Annotated in this window: 13 protein-coding genes; 3 read left to right on the plus strand and 10 right to left on the minus strand. The window is 46.3% G+C overall.

Annotation, left to right across the window (positions count from 1 at the left end):
- Positions 1-55: 55 nt before the first annotated feature.
- From DWY63_RS16995 to DWY63_RS17015, 5 genes are all read right to left on the minus strand, one after another.
- The gene (locus tag DWY63_RS16995; RefSeq protein ID WP_055225936.1) at positions 56-934 is read right to left on the minus strand and encodes a DUF3881 family protein; all 879 of its coding nucleotides are present in this window, start codon (positions 932-934) and stop codon (positions 56-58) included.
- A 39-nt stretch (positions 935-973) separates the two neighbouring features.
- Entirely contained in the window at positions 974-2,263 is a 1,290-nt protein-coding gene (gene serS / locus DWY63_RS17000; protein ID WP_022461753.1) for a serine--tRNA ligase, read from the minus strand.
- A 179-nt stretch (positions 2,264-2,442) separates the two neighbouring features.
- Positions 2,443-2,958, minus strand: coding sequence for a DUF4446 family protein (locus DWY63_RS17005; protein WP_055225938.1), 516 nt, complete (start codon positions 2,956-2,958; stop codon positions 2,443-2,445).
- An 11-nt stretch (positions 2,959-2,969) separates the two neighbouring features.
- Entirely contained in the window at positions 2,970-3,902 is a 933-nt protein-coding gene (locus DWY63_RS17010; protein ID WP_055225940.1) for a ParB/RepB/Spo0J family partition protein, read from the minus strand.
- The gene (locus DWY63_RS17015; RefSeq protein ID WP_055225942.1) at positions 3,902-4,672 is read right to left on the minus strand and encodes a ParA family protein; all 771 of its coding nucleotides are present in this window, start codon (positions 4,670-4,672) and stop codon (positions 3,902-3,904) included. Before DWY63_RS17015 ends, DWY63_RS17010 begins: the two co-directional genes overlap by 1 nt.
- 483 nt (positions 4,673-5,155) lie before the next feature.
- On the opposite strand from DWY63_RS17015, the gene DWY63_RS17020 reads away from it, so the two are divergent.
- Both DWY63_RS17020 and DWY63_RS17025 read left to right on the plus strand, forming a co-directional pair.
- Positions 5,156-5,536, plus strand: a complete 381-nt coding sequence (locus tag DWY63_RS17020; RefSeq protein WP_055225943.1) for a DUF6483 family protein — start codon at positions 5,156-5,158, stop codon at positions 5,534-5,536.
- Positions 5,537-7,059: 1,523 nt separating this feature from the next.
- Entirely contained in the window at positions 7,060-8,022 is a 963-nt protein-coding gene (locus DWY63_RS17025; RefSeq protein WP_055225945.1) for an alpha/beta fold hydrolase, read from the plus strand.
- Between the two features lie 99 nt (positions 8,023-8,121).
- Here DWY63_RS17025 and DWY63_RS17030 read toward each other — a convergent pair whose 3' ends face one another.
- From DWY63_RS17030 to DWY63_RS17050, 5 genes are all read right to left on the minus strand, one after another.
- Complete coding sequence (locus DWY63_RS17030) at positions 8,122-8,931, minus strand: hypothetical protein (protein ID WP_055225948.1); 810 nt, start codon at positions 8,929-8,931, stop codon at positions 8,122-8,124.
- 146 nt (positions 8,932-9,077) lie between these two features.
- Complete coding sequence (locus DWY63_RS17035) at positions 9,078-10,658, minus strand: DUF4340 domain-containing protein (protein WP_117802679.1); 1,581 nt, start codon at positions 10,656-10,658, stop codon at positions 9,078-9,080.
- Positions 10,658-12,175: a GldG family protein gene (locus DWY63_RS17040; protein ID WP_243001913.1), complete on the minus strand. Its 1,518-nt coding sequence runs from the start codon at positions 12,173-12,175 to the stop codon at positions 10,658-10,660. Before DWY63_RS17040 ends, DWY63_RS17035 begins: the two co-directional genes overlap by 1 nt.
- 12 nt (positions 12,176-12,187) lie before the next feature.
- Positions 12,188-13,051, minus strand: coding sequence for an ABC transporter permease subunit (locus tag DWY63_RS17045; protein WP_022462025.1), 864 nt, complete (start codon positions 13,049-13,051; stop codon positions 12,188-12,190).
- Positions 13,048-14,157, minus strand: coding sequence for an ABC transporter ATP-binding protein (locus DWY63_RS17050; RefSeq protein ID WP_117802680.1), 1,110 nt, complete (start codon positions 14,155-14,157; stop codon positions 13,048-13,050). The genes DWY63_RS17045 and DWY63_RS17050 overlap by 4 nt, the downstream gene beginning before the upstream one ends.
- 310 nt (positions 14,158-14,467) lie before the next feature.
- On the opposite strand from DWY63_RS17050, the gene DWY63_RS17055 reads away from it, so the two are divergent.
- Positions 14,468-15,808, plus strand: a complete 1,341-nt coding sequence (locus DWY63_RS17055) for an ArnT family glycosyltransferase (RefSeq protein ID WP_158568387.1) — start codon at positions 14,468-14,470, stop codon at positions 15,806-15,808.
- Positions 15,809-15,879: the final 71 nt, after the last annotated feature.

Raw genomic sequence — 15,879 nt, forward strand, 5'->3', positions numbered from 1 at the left:
AAAGAACGAGGACTGAATTTTCTCTTTTTCCGTCCTCGCTCTTTTTATTTTTTCCTTACAGATGTTCCAGCATTCCCTGCAGCCAGATCTGGCCTTTGAAACGTCTTCCCACTTCCGGTACTCCAAATAAATCCTTTTCGTTGATACAGATGTCTATCGGCACATCGTTGCAGACGAGGCCGAGCTCATACACCTGCTCGCCCGTTACCGCGTTCTTCGTTGTATTCATCTCCGTAATTTCACCCATCACGCTGTACTGGTCACATTCGAGACCGCTCGGCATGAAAAAGCTATCTACAATAGAAAAGACATCTTCCTTCGTCAGACGCTGGGAAATCATGGCATATGTGTCAATATCATCCATGGTGAGACTTTCCATCGCATCCTCATCCCCGTTTCTGGCAGCCGAGATCAGTGAATTCTTCTGCTGCGTGCTGCGGCGCTCCTTCTCGACCTGTTCCGGGTCTTTCTGGATCGGAAGCAGAATTGTTCCTTCCGCTGCAAGACCGGAGACAGAAAGCGGGAGCGGAAGCGGCTGCAGCGCATTTTTCTGTTTCATCTCAAGATATTCCGCTGCATGCGTCAGATAAAAGATCATCGTGATGCCAAGCCGCATATCGTCGCAGGCGCCTGCAAACGATTCCTTATCGACGTGGCGCTCCACCGATACCTCCTCGTAGGAGCTGATCTGCCCGCCCTCGAAATAGGGATAATAATATTCCATCTGGAAACGGTTGTTCTCATCAATTTCCCCACAGACCGTGATACCACAGTCATATGCATATTCTTTCGAAAATTCAGCAAAAAGGTGGTGTTCTTCTGTTTCCACAATCTTTTTACGGTCGTAGTTTTCTACTACATCACGAAGAATCTCCTGGAGTTCCTTCGTCGTCTTGATCTTTGAAAATCCAATAGTTTTCAGGTAAGCGTGCATAAGAACACCTCCTCTCATTCCTTTGTATTTCTTATGCGATTAGTGTTTCGGAACCAGTTTTTCTTTTCCGCCCATGTACATACGAAGAACTTCCGGAATGCTTACGGTTCCGTCTGCATTCAGGTTGTTCTCCAGGAATGCGATCAGCATACGCGGCGGAGCAACTACGGTGTTGTTCAGGGTATGTGCCAGGTATTTCTTTCCGTCCTCGCCGTTGACACGGATTTTCAGACGTCTTGCCTGTGCATCACCAAGGTTGGAGCAGCTTCCTACCTCGAAGTATTTCTTCTGACGCGGAGACCATGCCTCAACATCGACAGATTTTACTTTCAGGTCAGCCAGGTCACCGGAGCAGCACTCCAGAGTACGAACCGGGATATCCATGGAACGGAACAGGTCTACGGTGTTCTTCCACAGTTTGTCATACCACATCATGCTGTCTTCCGGTTTGCAGACAACAACCATCTCCTGTTTCTCGAACTGATGGATACGATAAACACCACGCTCCTCGATGCCGTGTGCTCCTTTTTCTTTACGGAAGCACGGAGAGTAGCTGGTCAGGGTCAGAGGCAGTTTCTCCTCCGGGATGATGCTGTCGATGAATTTACCGATCATGGAGTGCTCGCTGGTTCCGATCAGGTACAGATCCTCGCCCTCGATTTTGTACATCATGGACTCCATCTCAGCGAAGCTCATAACACCGTTTACAACGTTGCCGTGGATCATGAAAGGCGGTACGCAGTAGGTAAATCCGCGGTCGATCATGAAATCTCTTGCATAAGAAAGGATGGCAGAGTGGAGGCGTGCAATGTCGCCCATCAGATAATAGAATCCGTTTCCTGCAACTTCTCTTGCTGCATCCAGATCGATTCCGTCGAAGGACTCCATAATGTCGGTGTGATACGGGATTTCAAAATCCGGTACAACCGGCTCGCCGAAGCGCTCTGCTTCTACGTTCTCGCTGTCATCTTTTCCGATCGGTACGGAAGGATCGATGATGTTCGGGATCACCATCATGATCTTCTTGATTTCTTCTTCTACTTCTTTTTCTCTTGCAGAAAGAGCCTCGATGCGGGAACCGTCAACAGCTACCTGTTTCTTTACTTCCTCAGCCTCTTCTCTCTTGCCCTGGCCCATCAGTGCGCCGATCTGTTTGGAGATTTTGTTTCTTTTTGCACGAAGTGCTTCTACTTCCTGTTTGATGTCACGGTTTTCTTTGTCCAGCTCGATGACTTTATCAACCAGCTCCAGTTTCTGATCCTGGAATTTATTTCGGATATTCTGTTTTACAACTTCCGGGTTTTCTCTTAAAAACTTAATGTCTAACATAATTTCCTCCTAGTAGATCTTATCCCCTCATTTTGGCGGGATTCTTTTTGTTCTTTCCAGCCCGGAACCACTGCCGTTTTTCCAGCATTTATGCGGGTTTGGCGCGTTCCAGTACCATCATATAACAGTATATGCATTTTTTCAAGCGTTCTTTCATGCTGTTTTTCTGCGGTCCGCTTTTACATCAGATCGATCGAATTCATCGTAATTGCCTGGCGCAGCGCGTCGATTTCCTCGGTGCTCAGCATGATATAGGACTCGCCTTTTACGATCTCTTTCAGATATAAAAAGCAGTTGTCACGGCTGTGGATTGCATTCAGGATAAAACCTGTGTTTTCTTTGTCGAGCATTGCCAGCGCAAAACTCATCTTTCCGCCCACATCATCAAACGCATCATATTTTACGATTCCGTATTTGTTCAGCGTCATGCCCTGGATCTTTTTCAGATCCGCAAGATTCTTTTTCGTCAGCTCATTCTGCTTGTTCAGTTTGTCAATTTCCTTGAACCGCTGATGAAACAGCTTTTCGAGTGACTGGGCGTCTTTTCCCTTCATAAAGCTTCTGTACTTCTGGTTCAGTCTGCTCAGACGCAGCGACATGCTGACCGTCATAATCATCATCACGATAATCAGTACAATCAGAAGAAGTACAACAACGCCAAGGTCAATTCCTACCTTACTAAATAAATCGCTCATTATTCTACCTCTTACTGTATTGATTCAAACAGATCCATGATTCTCTCGAGCTCTTCCTGGGAATAATACTCGATCTCGATCTTTCCTTTGTGCTTTGCCCCGCGGTGAATGGAAACCTTGGTACCGATGATACTCTTGATTTTCTCTTCCAGTCCCTCGTAGATGGCTTCCTCTTCCAGGTTGACTTTCTTTTCTTTCTTCACCTTTGGATTTAAGATCTCTTTGACCAGGCGCTCCGTTTCACGGACGCTGAGCTTTTCATCGAAGATTTTCATGGCCGTATTGTACTGGAGTTCCTTGTCCTCCAGTGCCAGCAGTGTCCGTACATGACCCGTTGTCAGCATTTCATCGACAACCATCTGCTGTACTCTGTCATCCAGCTTTAAGAGACGCATCGAGTTCGTAACCGCCGTTCTGCTCTTGGAAACCCGCTCTGCGATTTCGTCCTGGCGAAGATGGAACTCTTCCATCAGGCGTTTGTATGCGTGTGCCTCCTCAATTGGATTCAGGGATTCTCTCTGAATATTTTCAATCAAAGAAATCTCTACGACTTCCTGCTCGGTAAAGTCCTTGATAATCACCGGAACTTCTTTGACACCGGCAAGTTTTGCCGCTCTCCATCTTCTCTCTCCGGCGATGATCTCGTAGTAGTCATCCTTTTTCTGTACCAGAATCGGCTGCAGGATACCGAACTGTTTGATGGATTCCGAGAGCTCGATGAGGCCATCCTCGTCAAAAGACTTTCTCGGCTGTTCCCGGTTCGGCTCGATATCAGAGATTTTCAGTTTCATCTCGATCGGTTTTTCAACAACTTTTTCAACAACCTTCTCGACAACCTTAATTTCCGGTTTTGCCTTTTTCTCTTTTGCTTCTGCTTTAGATGGGAGTCCTGGTGAAATCAGTGAATCCAGGCCTTTCCCTAATCCTCCTCTTCTTGCCGCCATTACTCTTCATCCCCCCTGTGAATCACTTCGTCTGCCAGGAGACGGTAGCTCTCTGCACCGGTAGAACGCTTATCATAATAGTTGATCGGCATGCCATAGCTCGGTGCCTCTGCAAGACGGACATTTCTCGGAATAATGGTCTTATAGATATTCTGTTTCAGGATATCCTTTACATTTTCCACTACCTGCAGAGAAAGATTGGTTCTCGCATCGTACATGGTAAAGACAACGCCCTCCATCTCCAGATCCGGATTCAGACGCTCCTGCACCAGCTCAATCGTATGCATCAGCTGTGATAATCCCTCCAGTGCGTAATATTCACACTGAATCGGCACCAGAACGGTGTCCGCGGTGGTCATCGCGTTGATCGTCAGCATATTTAAGGACGGCGGGCAGTCGATGATGATGAAGTCATACTGATCGCGGACCTGATCGATTGCTTTTTTCAGAATGAATTCTTTATCATCCACCCCGATCAGCTCAATTTCCGCTCCGGCCAGATTGACATTGGAAGGAACGAGGGAAAGATTGTCGAATTTCAGCGGAATAATACAATCCTCCAGTTTCGACTCTCCCAGAAGCAGTTCATAGATTGTATTTTCTACTTCGTTTTTCTCCACTCCCATTCCGCTGGTTGTATTTCCCTGCGGATCCATATCAATGGTCAGAACTTTTTGTCCCATTTCCCCTAAACAGGAAGAAAGGTTGATTGCGGTGGTAGATTTCCCTACGCCGCCTTTCTGGTTGGCAATTGCAATTGTTCTTCCCAAAATATGTATTGCCTCCTTTCATCTTTTTGTTTTCCTTTTTTTACTGTTTTTCCCTTTTACAGGAAATGACCTGCCGGCATTTTTTCGGGAAACAGGAAACTATGCGGCAGGTATTTCGGCGTGTTCAAGGAAATAATTTTTCTCTTCATGCGCCAGTATATCTGAGGATTTCTTCAGATTTCTATCTAAAATTGCCCCAATTTGGGACAAGAATATTCTATCATACTACGCCGGATTTTACTACTGGAAATGTTTCACGTGAAACATTTTCTGCATTTTTACATGATCGCGGGACACCAAACCGGTGAATTTTGGAGATTTTTGGCGATGTTTCACGTGAAACATTTTTAAAAAGATGCTGTTTCACAAAGGGATTTTTCTTTTTTTAACGTTTTTCAAGGCTTTTTCATGTTATACTATATCTATTCCGGCCATTATTTTTTGACCGAACTTGCTCATAACCGAAGAAAGGAGGTTTTCGCCATGTTTGAAGATGATTATCTGCTGCGTTTGATCAAAGAAATGGTTCGAACGGTTTTAAAACTGCTTTTTCATATTGATTTCAAAGAGGAGGATCCTGTATCTGTTGTTTTTGAGTCAGAGGATGCAGAAAAAACGTTATATTCGCTGATTCACCTCGCTGATCAGGGATTTATTAACGATGCAGAAAATCAGTTATATGATTTCACACAGAATCCAGAAAATATGGAATCGTTAAAGACTGCACTTCTCTTCTATTCACATTTGAATCAGCTGGACAATGACTTTCTGGAAGACCACAACTACAGCAGGGAAGAAATCGTTTCCGGGGTGAAAGATGTGTTGAACAGGTATCATTTAGATAGTATGAGTGCTCTTTTTTAGAAAATTTTGGATTATGTTTCAAAATACTTTTTACATCCAGGAATTCATGCTTTATCCAGCCGACAATCCGTTTTTCAGTACTAATATTTTTTCTGTAGGGTAAAAAAAGAGACATTACGCGTCATGTCGACTAATAAGAGCAAAATATATTGCAAAGCTGCCATACATCCGAGGGGAACTTTCCGTAACAGATCCCTTCGGATGTATGGCAGCGCATAGACTCAGAAATAATTTTTCAAACGTGCTCTAAACCATTATTTCTACAAAAAATCAGCAAAAAGAGATGTTTACAGGCCTTCCAGGATCGTAAACATCTCTTTTTTTAGCAAAGAAAAAGCTTTTGAGCGTGATTCAGATCCCATTTTTTACATTTTAGTGCTTTTTCTATGAGATTTTACTATTTTTCTGTTTTTAAGTTCCATCAGTAAGAAGCGCGAGCCGTGCAACATTTTTTTCTCCCTTTTTTACTGTTTTTTCTCTTTCTGTTCCCCTTTTTATTACCAGTAGCACATTTTTCTGTTTTTTTACCATTTCTCTTCCATTTCACGCTACATCCCAATCCCCCTCTTCGCCTATGTCTATTGTTCTTTTCAGCCAACGTCTCTATTTCTTCTTCCGCTGTTGCTGCTCCATCTTTACTTTCTACGTTTTTTCTCTTTTTGTCCGTCGTGCTGTCCTTTCCTTTCTTCTACCCTTCTTCTACTCTTTTTCTCTTTTTTTACTCATATTTTGCTTCATTTGCCTTTCTTATCCTTTTTCCTCTTTTTCCTCTTTTTCCTCTTTTTTCTCCTTTTTTGCCTTTTTTCATCTTTTTCACTTTTTACTTATGTAACTCTCTCACTCCCTCTTTTTCATGTTTCACACCTCTCCCAATGTTTCACGTGAAACATCATTTTTCACATTTTCCAGTTCTCATTCTTCATGGAGAAGCAGTTTTCTTATCCTCTTCCTTCGTTCCCCAGCTGTTTTTCGTCTTTCAAACTTTTAAAACATTCGTATTTTTTCTTCCATTTTTATGTTTTTATTCTTTTCTCTTGTTTTTCCCATATTTTCGCATGTTTCACACCGTTTTATACTTTCCATTTCTTCGTTTTATTAAATTATTTAATTATGTTTTTGTATTTTTATATAAATTGAACTTTTTAATTCGTTTTTTCGTATTTTCCGAACCATTTACTAAACCCGATCTTGGCCCTCTTTTTTCGGTTTTTTCACCCGTTTGTCAGGATTTTATTTCGTTCTCGTATTTTCAGGTTTTTGTAGTCATCAGGTTTGCTTTTTTTCTCATTTTTCATAGTTATGTAAACTATTTAGTAACGCGTTTTATCTTTGGTTTACATAATCATTGTTGTCCACAATTGCCGCTACAATTTGCTCAATTATCCTCTGTTTTTTCTCTTTTTCCCATCTTTCCCTTCATTTTTGCATTGTATCTTTCTCCTTTTTCGCTTATAATGGGTAAAAAGCACCACATTTTCCCCGAATCCATCCCCTTTGGGAGAACCCTGAAAGGAGTTTTAGATATGAAACACAGCAAAAAACTGGTTACGCTCAGTGTATTAACCACGATGTCCGGTGCAGCGATTTACTTTTTAAATAAGACACTCGATACCGCTGCCATACGGAAAAACCTGCTCGCAGCGACCGAAAAAGAGATCTTCTCCTGGCAGTTCGGCGATATTTTTTACACAAAAAAAGGCACCGGAACCCCGATGCTCTTACTTCATGACTTACATTGTGCCTCCAGCGGCCGCGAATGGCAGTATATTGAGGATACTCTCGCCCAGGATCACACCGTCTACACACTCGATCTTCTCGGCTGCGGCCGTTCCGACAAGCCGGCGATCACGTACACAAACTTTTTATACGTACAGCTCATCGTCACCTTCATCAAGCAGGTCATCGGATGTCCAACCGACGTAATTGCATCCGGTTTATCCGGTTCTTTCGTCGTAACCGCCTGCAATACAGCCCCGAAATGCTTCGGCCGAATCATGATGATCAACCCGACCGACCTTGCCAAGCTCAACAAAATTCCGGATAAACGCAGCCGCTTCCTGAAACGCATGATTGAGCTCCCGCTTGTCGGCACGCTGCTGTACCACACGCTCACCGGCCGCTCCAACATCGAGCTTTTATTCACCGAGAGCTACTACCACAACCCGTTCCACCGCTCGCCGGAGGACGTAGACGCATTCTATGAGTCAGCCCACCTCCAGAGCAGTGCCGGAAAGTACCTTTTTGCAAGCCTTGCGGGCAATTACGTGAACCTCAACATCGGCCACGCCTTAAAGCACATTGACAACAGCATCTTCCTCATCGGCGGCGAGGAGGAGCCAGGCATCGCCGAAACCTTTGCGCTGTACACAGCGCTCAACACCTCCATCGAAACCCAGATCCTGCCGAAAACAAAGCACATGCCGCAGATGGAGGCCCCGCAGGCCCTCTTAGACCAGATCCAGATCTTCTTCGCACCGGTACAGTAATACCCCCTTCTGCTCCCGGCCTCGAGCGAAAAAAATGAGACAAAAAAACGGAGAATTTACTGATATTTCCATGTCAGTAAATCCTCCGTTTTTCCATTTTTAACCCGGCTCACAGTCCATTTCCAACGCATCTTCCTCTGCGCCCGGATAATCCGTTGGCGGCGCTGTATACGTTTCCATTCCCTCTTTTATTTCATCCATCGTATAAATATTAATTCTCTCCTCCGGCGCTGCATCCGGGTCAAATTCCACCGTTTCTCCCAGTGCAAGCATCATTGGCTCATCCGCATTTCTTTTCTCATCTGCAATCTCATACGCGTTTACATATTCACCCGACGCAGTCTCTACATACTGTCCAAACCCGTCGCAAAGCCGGTAATAAAGCTCCTTTTCCGCATCTTTCTCCAGAAAATACAAGGATTTCTGCCCGATCACCGGATCAAGGTCGCAGAAGCTGATCTGTATATAGTTCTCCCGCCGTTCCTCCTCCGAATACTCCGCTTTCAGCTCCTCTGCGTTCCAGTACGTAATTCCCGCATCCTCCATGGACTGCAGATACTCTTCCACCGTAACTGCTCCGCCCGGCTTTCGAACCGTAATATGTTCTCCGGCTTCCATATCACCTTTCAAAACGTCATCCACCCGCAGTGAAATATTGGTTGCAATCTCAATTCCCCCGGCAAAACAGCTATAATCCTCTACCGTTCCCAGAACAATGAGATCGCTTCCCTCTTTCTGCTCATAAAAGCTATTATAAAACCGATCCCACTCCTTCAACCCTCCGTACTGCATATTTACCTTTGCCGGATCCAGATTTTCAAACCGCATTTTCTCCTCTGTTTCCGCCGTTTCTGCATTACCGCAGCCCACCAGCAGAATACACAATACTGTCAAACAAACCTTTTTCATCCTTTCACCCCCCATCCACCGTCTTTGTTATACTCCCATTATACTTCTTCCGCTTTCATTTTCCCATAAAAAAGCGGAAGACTTACTGATTTTTTCACTCTTAGTAAATCCTCCGTTTTCAATTTTAACCAGATTTTAATGACTCTTTATTCCGCTGATTCTGACGTGCTGTCTGAAGAACTGTCATCTTCCGTCTTTGCCGCAAGCAGTTTCCCGTAATTTTCCAGCATGGTCTTCACGTTATTTTTATTCACAAGAGACGGCACTCCGTCCTCATCTACCGTGTAATAGAAGCTTGAATCATACGGGCTGTAAGCAAATGTCAGGTCGCCGTCTGTCATATGGAAGACTGCGGTAAACTCGGCATCCTTGGCCTGTACGAGGCTCTCATCCTTCGTCTGCGCCTTCAGGCCAATGAGTGAAGAATAGAATGTGGTAAACGTTGATTTATCAATCGTTTTATCGCCGCAGGTATAGCTGATTTCCTGTGTTGTGGAATCGCTGTCGTCATCCTTTTTCTCTTCTACATGGCGTACATACGTCTTCGTCTCGCCGTTATACGTAATATCAAGGCTCTTCAGATCCGATACATTTTCCATGCCGATATACATATTCCAGAAATCAGATGCCTTCTTTCCGGTGAAGGTTTCAACGTTCGAAGCCGTCGTCAGATGAACTTCATTCGAGCCGTCCAGCTTCACGTAATAAGAACCGCCGTCCTCATTTGCATTGCCGACATACAATACCAGATCTTTCTCCACCGCAACGGTTGTCGTTTCGGAAGAGGAGCTCGTTGCAGTGCTGTCGCTTGATGCAGAATCTGTTGTGGAATCCGAAGAAGTATCTGCCGTTGTTGTATCGTCAACCTCCTGCTCTTCCGTGTAATGCACGCGAATCGTCGTCTTTGGCTGATCCAGTCCGTACTGGGAAAGATCCGATGCGTTGTACGTAACAAGATCTCCAAAGCCAAGAGATGCCACCGCATTTGTCATGGTGCTGATCGAATCCGCATCACCGCCATGTGCCGCTCCATCTGCGTCCACAACCTGCCATTCATCCGTCTGGAGTGCCGAATCAGCAGCGCTTACTTCTTTTGTCAGCGTATATCCGTTCTCACCCTCCACCTGCAGCTTCGTAATATTATCTGCCGTCACAGACGGCATGGATTCCGTTGTCGCCCACTCCATCATATCGGACGGGAACATCGTTCCTAGCGACGTGCTTACCAGATAAACTTTACTCGTATCATCGTTCAGATAAATATAGTATCTGCTCGAGCTGTTCTTATCTCCGACATGAATCGTCGTTTTCTCGTCTCCCGCAGTCACTACAACCTCCTGAGACGGCGTCTCGAGTCCAAAATCGGCCATAGAATCGATTTCATCGCCTTCAATGACTCTTTCTGCTGTCATGCTGCTAAGAGAGCTTAAAACGCTCGTTATCTTGCCCTCATCCAATGGGAATCCATCCTCCTGGTCGTATGTCCAGATATCGGTATCATCGTCTCCTGCTGTTTTCGTAAAGGACACCGTCTCTCCGTTGATCTGGAACGAAAGCGCCGTTACATCATCTTTTGAAAAATCAACCACTTTTTCGGCGTCTGCACCAGAATCCGAACTGCTGCTGTCCGCATCGGCGGTGCTGTTTTTCTTCGTCAGCACCACCAGTACGGCAAGAAGCAGTACCAAAAGGATCAGGCAGGCCGCCATCTTTCCTTTTTTCTTCATCACTGTTTTCTCCTCTTCATCCAGATCATCACGCCAATCACAACAAGTACCAGCGGAATTCCCGCAATGGTAATAATAGACCAGGTGTTAACCGCTCCCTGTGTAAATACCAGGTTTGTATAGCTTGTGCTCTTGCTTGGAATAACAACGGTCTGCTCCACATCACACATGGAGGTCAGTGCAGTCGCTGCCAGCTTCGAGTTCGCACCGCTGATTGCCTGGTCAATCTGGCTGCTCAGCATCGATGCACTCGAGAAATAAATGATCTGTGTCTCTTTATCATCTACAGTCTCTGTGATGGAAACACCAAGGTCAAATGCGCCCGTCTCACTGTCCGCACTCTTCGACCAGGTGCTGTTCTCCGGGTCATTTTCAATATAAGCGTCCTCGGTGGTCGTCAGAAGGCTCTTGATCGTAATGGTATCACGATAAGAATCGAGCTTCTGAATTGCCTGTGCAACCGGCATCAGAATGTAATTACTCTTTACTTCGGTTGTAATGTCATCACTCTGAATGTTCGGCAGCAGATAATACGGCATCTGCGGATAATAATGCTGGGAATCGGTCTCCACAACAATTCCGCTGGAGCGTTTCACGCCGTAGTTCTCCAGTATGGAATCCAGATTCGGCATATCCGTTCCGGTATAGCTGGTGAACATCAGAAGTTTTCCGCCGTTTTCCAGGTAGGTAATGACTTTATTTGCCTCATCCTCTGAAAAATCGGTGGTCGGGGACATGATTACAAGCTCCTCGGCATCCTCCGGGATATCGTCTGTCATCAGGGCAAGATCACTAATTTCCACATTGTTTTTGTTAATGGCATCGCTGAAGTTCGTAGAGAGATCACTCTCGGAAGCCTCGCCGTGGCCGGTTACCCAGTAAACCTTCGGGTTGTTTTCACTCGTCACATACGTGATGGCACTGGTAATCTGACCCTCGCCGTCAAAGCCGGTCGTCTGTGTCTGATAGGTCTGATAGTTCGTGGAAGTCTCCCACATATCACTGTTGCTGACCACCTTGCTCTTGTCACCGCATACGGCAATCACACTATTTGCAGCTACCGTCTGATCGGTATACTGACTCGTAAATTTCGGATACAGATCCGGGTCTTTTGTCTCTACTTTGATATGGTCAGAAAGCTCATCGTAGTGCTCCAGCAGCTTCTCGATCGTATCGTTTTCGCTGCCTTTCTGTACGATATAGTACAGGGTGACGTCTTGATCGAGGTCCTTTAATGCCGTTTTCGTCTCATCTGTAATGGAGTACATTTTCTGGGTACTCAGGTCAATCTGCGTTTTACTGGTCGGAATCTGTGCCACAATCAGGTTAATAACTACAATCACGGCCAGAACAATCACCGTCATAATCGAAGAATAAGAGCCCTGTTTCAGGTGCTTTTTCTGCTCCTCGCCGGTGAACACTTCCTTCAGATGTTCTTTGGAGAACGTCTTTTTCAGCCTTTCTTTGATGTTGAAATTCATTTTATGCTGTTTCTTTTCCTTCTTTTCGCTGCTCATCGTCTCCACCTCCTAATTCCAGCGTTTTTTCTGCAGGGACTGCATTGCAAGGAAAGTGCAGATTGCAATGACGGACAGGTAGTAAACAACACCGCCAATGTCCAGAATACCGTTCACAAAGTTATCCATATGGCCTGCCATGTTGAAGACACCGAGCAGATCCTGGATTTTGCCCTCGAGAAGGGTGGATTTTGTGAAGTAAACTGCCGTCAGCGCACCCTCGCCGATCACGGCAATCACACCGGTAATGATCGGGTTTTTAATCATACTGCCGATCCAGAGGCATACCAGTGCAATGATGATAAAGAAAGCAAAGAAAGAGCTTCCGGCTCCTTCCGGGAAGAAGTTTGCGATACCGCTCTCCACGTAGCACAGGAACAGGATCACAAAGCCGACAACGGCTGCGATGACCTGGCTCTCGGTGATGGAGGAAACGAACACACCGACCGAAATATAGGCTGCTCCCAGCAGGAAATAGCCAAGGATCGAAGTGTAGGATACAGCGTAGGAAACTGTTCCGTGGGTTCCAAGAAGCAGCGGATACAGGCACATAATCAGCACTGGAATCACATAAATGGTGAGAAGTGCCAGATATTTTCCAAGGATAATATCGGAAATTTTTACCGGTGCGGTAAGGAGCAGCTGATCCGTCTTATTTTTCTGCTCCTCCGACAGGACACGCATTGTCAGAACCGGTACTGCGATCAGCAGAATAAATGCGGAATTCTGCAGCGCGTATCCGATCTCCGGGTAACCCTGCTGCAGGTTGATGGCCGTAAAATACAGGCCGAACAGCGCCAGAGTAAACGCCATAAACAGATATCCGATCATGCTTGTCAGATAGCTTTTTAACTCTTTTTTATAAATCGCCGTCATTGTGCGTCTCCCTCCTCCTGTTTTGTTTCAGCGGCTGATTCCGCTGCATCTGTGCTTTTTTCTTCAGACGTTTCCCCGGCAGCCGTTTTGTCTGCTTCTGGTTCACATTCTTTTTCACATTCTTTTTGTTTCAGCTGTTCTTTCTCTGCTTTTTTCAGCTTTCTTGCAGCCTTTCCGGAATCATCGGTCAGCTCCAGGAAGACGTCTTCCAGAGACATCGAGGAGGAAGTCAGCTCGAGGATCGGGCAGTTGGCCTTTGCCAGTGCATAGAACAGCTCCTCGCGGATATCCTTATCCTTTTCAGTGGTAATTTTTACCTTAATCTGCTCCTCATTCGGCGTATTTTCATATTGGATCTCTTTTGCATCGAGCGCATTAAGCGCCGGAACCAGCTGCTTTCTCGTTCCGTGAACGGTACATGTAACCGTGTTTGATCCAAGCATCAGTTTACTTAAGTTTTCCGGGGTATCACTCGCAACGAGCTGTCCCTTTGCGATAATCATGACGTAATCGCAGACGGCGCTGACCTCGGAAAGGATATGGGAACTTAAGATAACGGTATGTTTTTTGCCCAGTGATTTAATCAGATCGCGGATCTCAATGATCTGCTTCGGGTCCAGACCTACGGTCGGCTCGTCGAGAATGATGATCGGCGGATAACCGAGCACTGCCTGTGCCAGTCCGACCCTCTGTCGGTATCCTTTCGACAGATTCTTGATCAGACGGTTCTGCATATCGGTGATCTTCACCAGATTCATGACCTCAAGAATCTGTTTCTTTCTCTGATCCTTTGGAATTTTCTTTAATTCCGCCACGAATTTCAGATATTCCAGAACGGTCATGTCCGTGTAGACCGGCGGCAGCTCCGGCAGATAGCCGATGCATTTTTTTGCCTCCTCCGGCTCCTCCAGGATGTTGTGGCCGTTGATCAGCACTTCGCCCTCCGTAGATGCCAGATAGCCGGTGATGATGTTCATGGTTGTTGATTTTCCGGCGCCGTTTGGGCCAAGAAATCCATAGATCTGGCCTTCTTCTACGGTAAAACTCAGGTTGTTGACAGCTACGTGGTCGCCATAGCGTTTCACCAGGTTTTTAACCTCTATCAATGTTCCTTCCTCCTTGTTTCTTAAAGCAGTCCCAGCCCGCCCTTGGGGGTGAAAGAGCCGGAGATGCTCTCATTTTCTAAAGACACTTTATCTTATTCTGAAAATGTGATAATTTGCTGGAAAATTTGTGAAAAAACGGTGAAGGCATGGAGCAGTTTGTTTGTTTTTCGACAAAAAATCAATTTCTTTTACCATAAGAATCATGTATACTATAACGTATCCGCGGACGGACGCTTTTCCATTTTTGTTCCACCGCGAAACATTACGCCGGACTTTTTCCCGTCCGGGACTGGAGATTTTAGGAGACTCTATGAATAAAAAAGACTACTACTGGGCCAAGTATATGCTGATTTTCGGCTTTTTCTGCATCTGCTTCGGCACTTCCATTTTCCTGAAAACCGAACACGCCCCCGACGAAGCGATGCGGATGCTGATTCCGGAATACATCGTCTCACACCACGCATTGCCGAACGGCATGGAGGAAGCGGTGCGCCACCCGCTGTGGGGCTTTTCCTATGCGCTGTATCCGTATCTGACTGCACTCATCAGCGCGGTATTTATGGGCATTGCAGCGCTGTTCAACGGAAGTGCAGCGGTTCTCTTAACTGCCGCCCGCCTCACCAGCGTCCTTTCCGGCACCGGCACACTGATCGTTGTCTTTCTGATCGGAGAAGAGCTCTTTGAACGCCGCGAATCGGCACTGCTTGGCGGTATTTTCGTCGGATTTCTGCCGCAGTTCGTGTTCCTCTCCTGCTATGTAAACAACGATTCTTTTGCTGTTTTCACGGTCGCACTGATCATCTACTTCTGGATCCGCGGCATGAAAAGCGCATTCTGCAAGAAAGACTGCATCGGCCTTGGAGCAGGCTGCGGACTCTGCGCGCTGTCGTACTACAACGCCTACGCGTACCTGCTCTGCAGCATTCTTCTGTTCTTCGCGCTGATGATACATTTCAGGAAACCGGCAAAGGAGATCTTCGCCAAAGCGTTTCTGGTTTTTGCCATTGCCTTCCTGATCGGCGGCTGGTTCTTCATCCGCAATCCCGTCATCCACGACGGCGATCTGCTCGGCATGCGCACCTCGAATGAATCCGCATCGCTGTACGCAGCCGATGAATACAAACCAGAGAATCGTCAGACCCCGGCATCCGAAGGCTGGAGCTTCCAGCAGACGTATTTACAGACCCCGGAGGGCCGCACCTCCAACTGGCTGTTCTCGACCGTCAGCAGCTTCATCGGCTCGTTCTCCTACATGACCGTCCATCTCCCGATGGTGCTTTATCTGCTGTACGGCGCCCTGATGGCATTCGGATTCCTAGTGTTTTTGTTCCTCGGCATGGTTCCGCACTGGTTCCGCAAAAAGCCGCAGCTTCTCCTCTTTGTGATGCTGTTCCTCGCCTGCCTGGTCACGCTGTTCATGGACATGTACAACACGTATTTCAGCGATTACCAGTCTCAGGGCCGCTACCTGATGCCGGCGCTTGTCCCGCTGATGGTCTGGATCGATGACGGCTATTCTTCACTCACTGCAAAACTTCCCGCTGAGTGGAAACGCGCCTCCTGCCATCTGACACTCCTGCCGGGAGCAGTCTGGCTTGTACTGTTTCTCATCAGCTACATCGGATTTCTGATTCCGGGCTGCTGTGTATAAAAAATTTGTAACGCAGTAATTCACGTTCTGCCGTGCTGAATTTTTGGCATTATTTTCCGGAATTTCTATAA

The sequence above is a fragment of the Blautia sp. AF26-2 genome, from assembly GCF_003460955.1.
Taxonomy (GTDB): Bacteria; Bacillota; Clostridia; order Lachnospirales; family Lachnospiraceae; genus Fusicatenibacter; species Fusicatenibacter saccharivorans.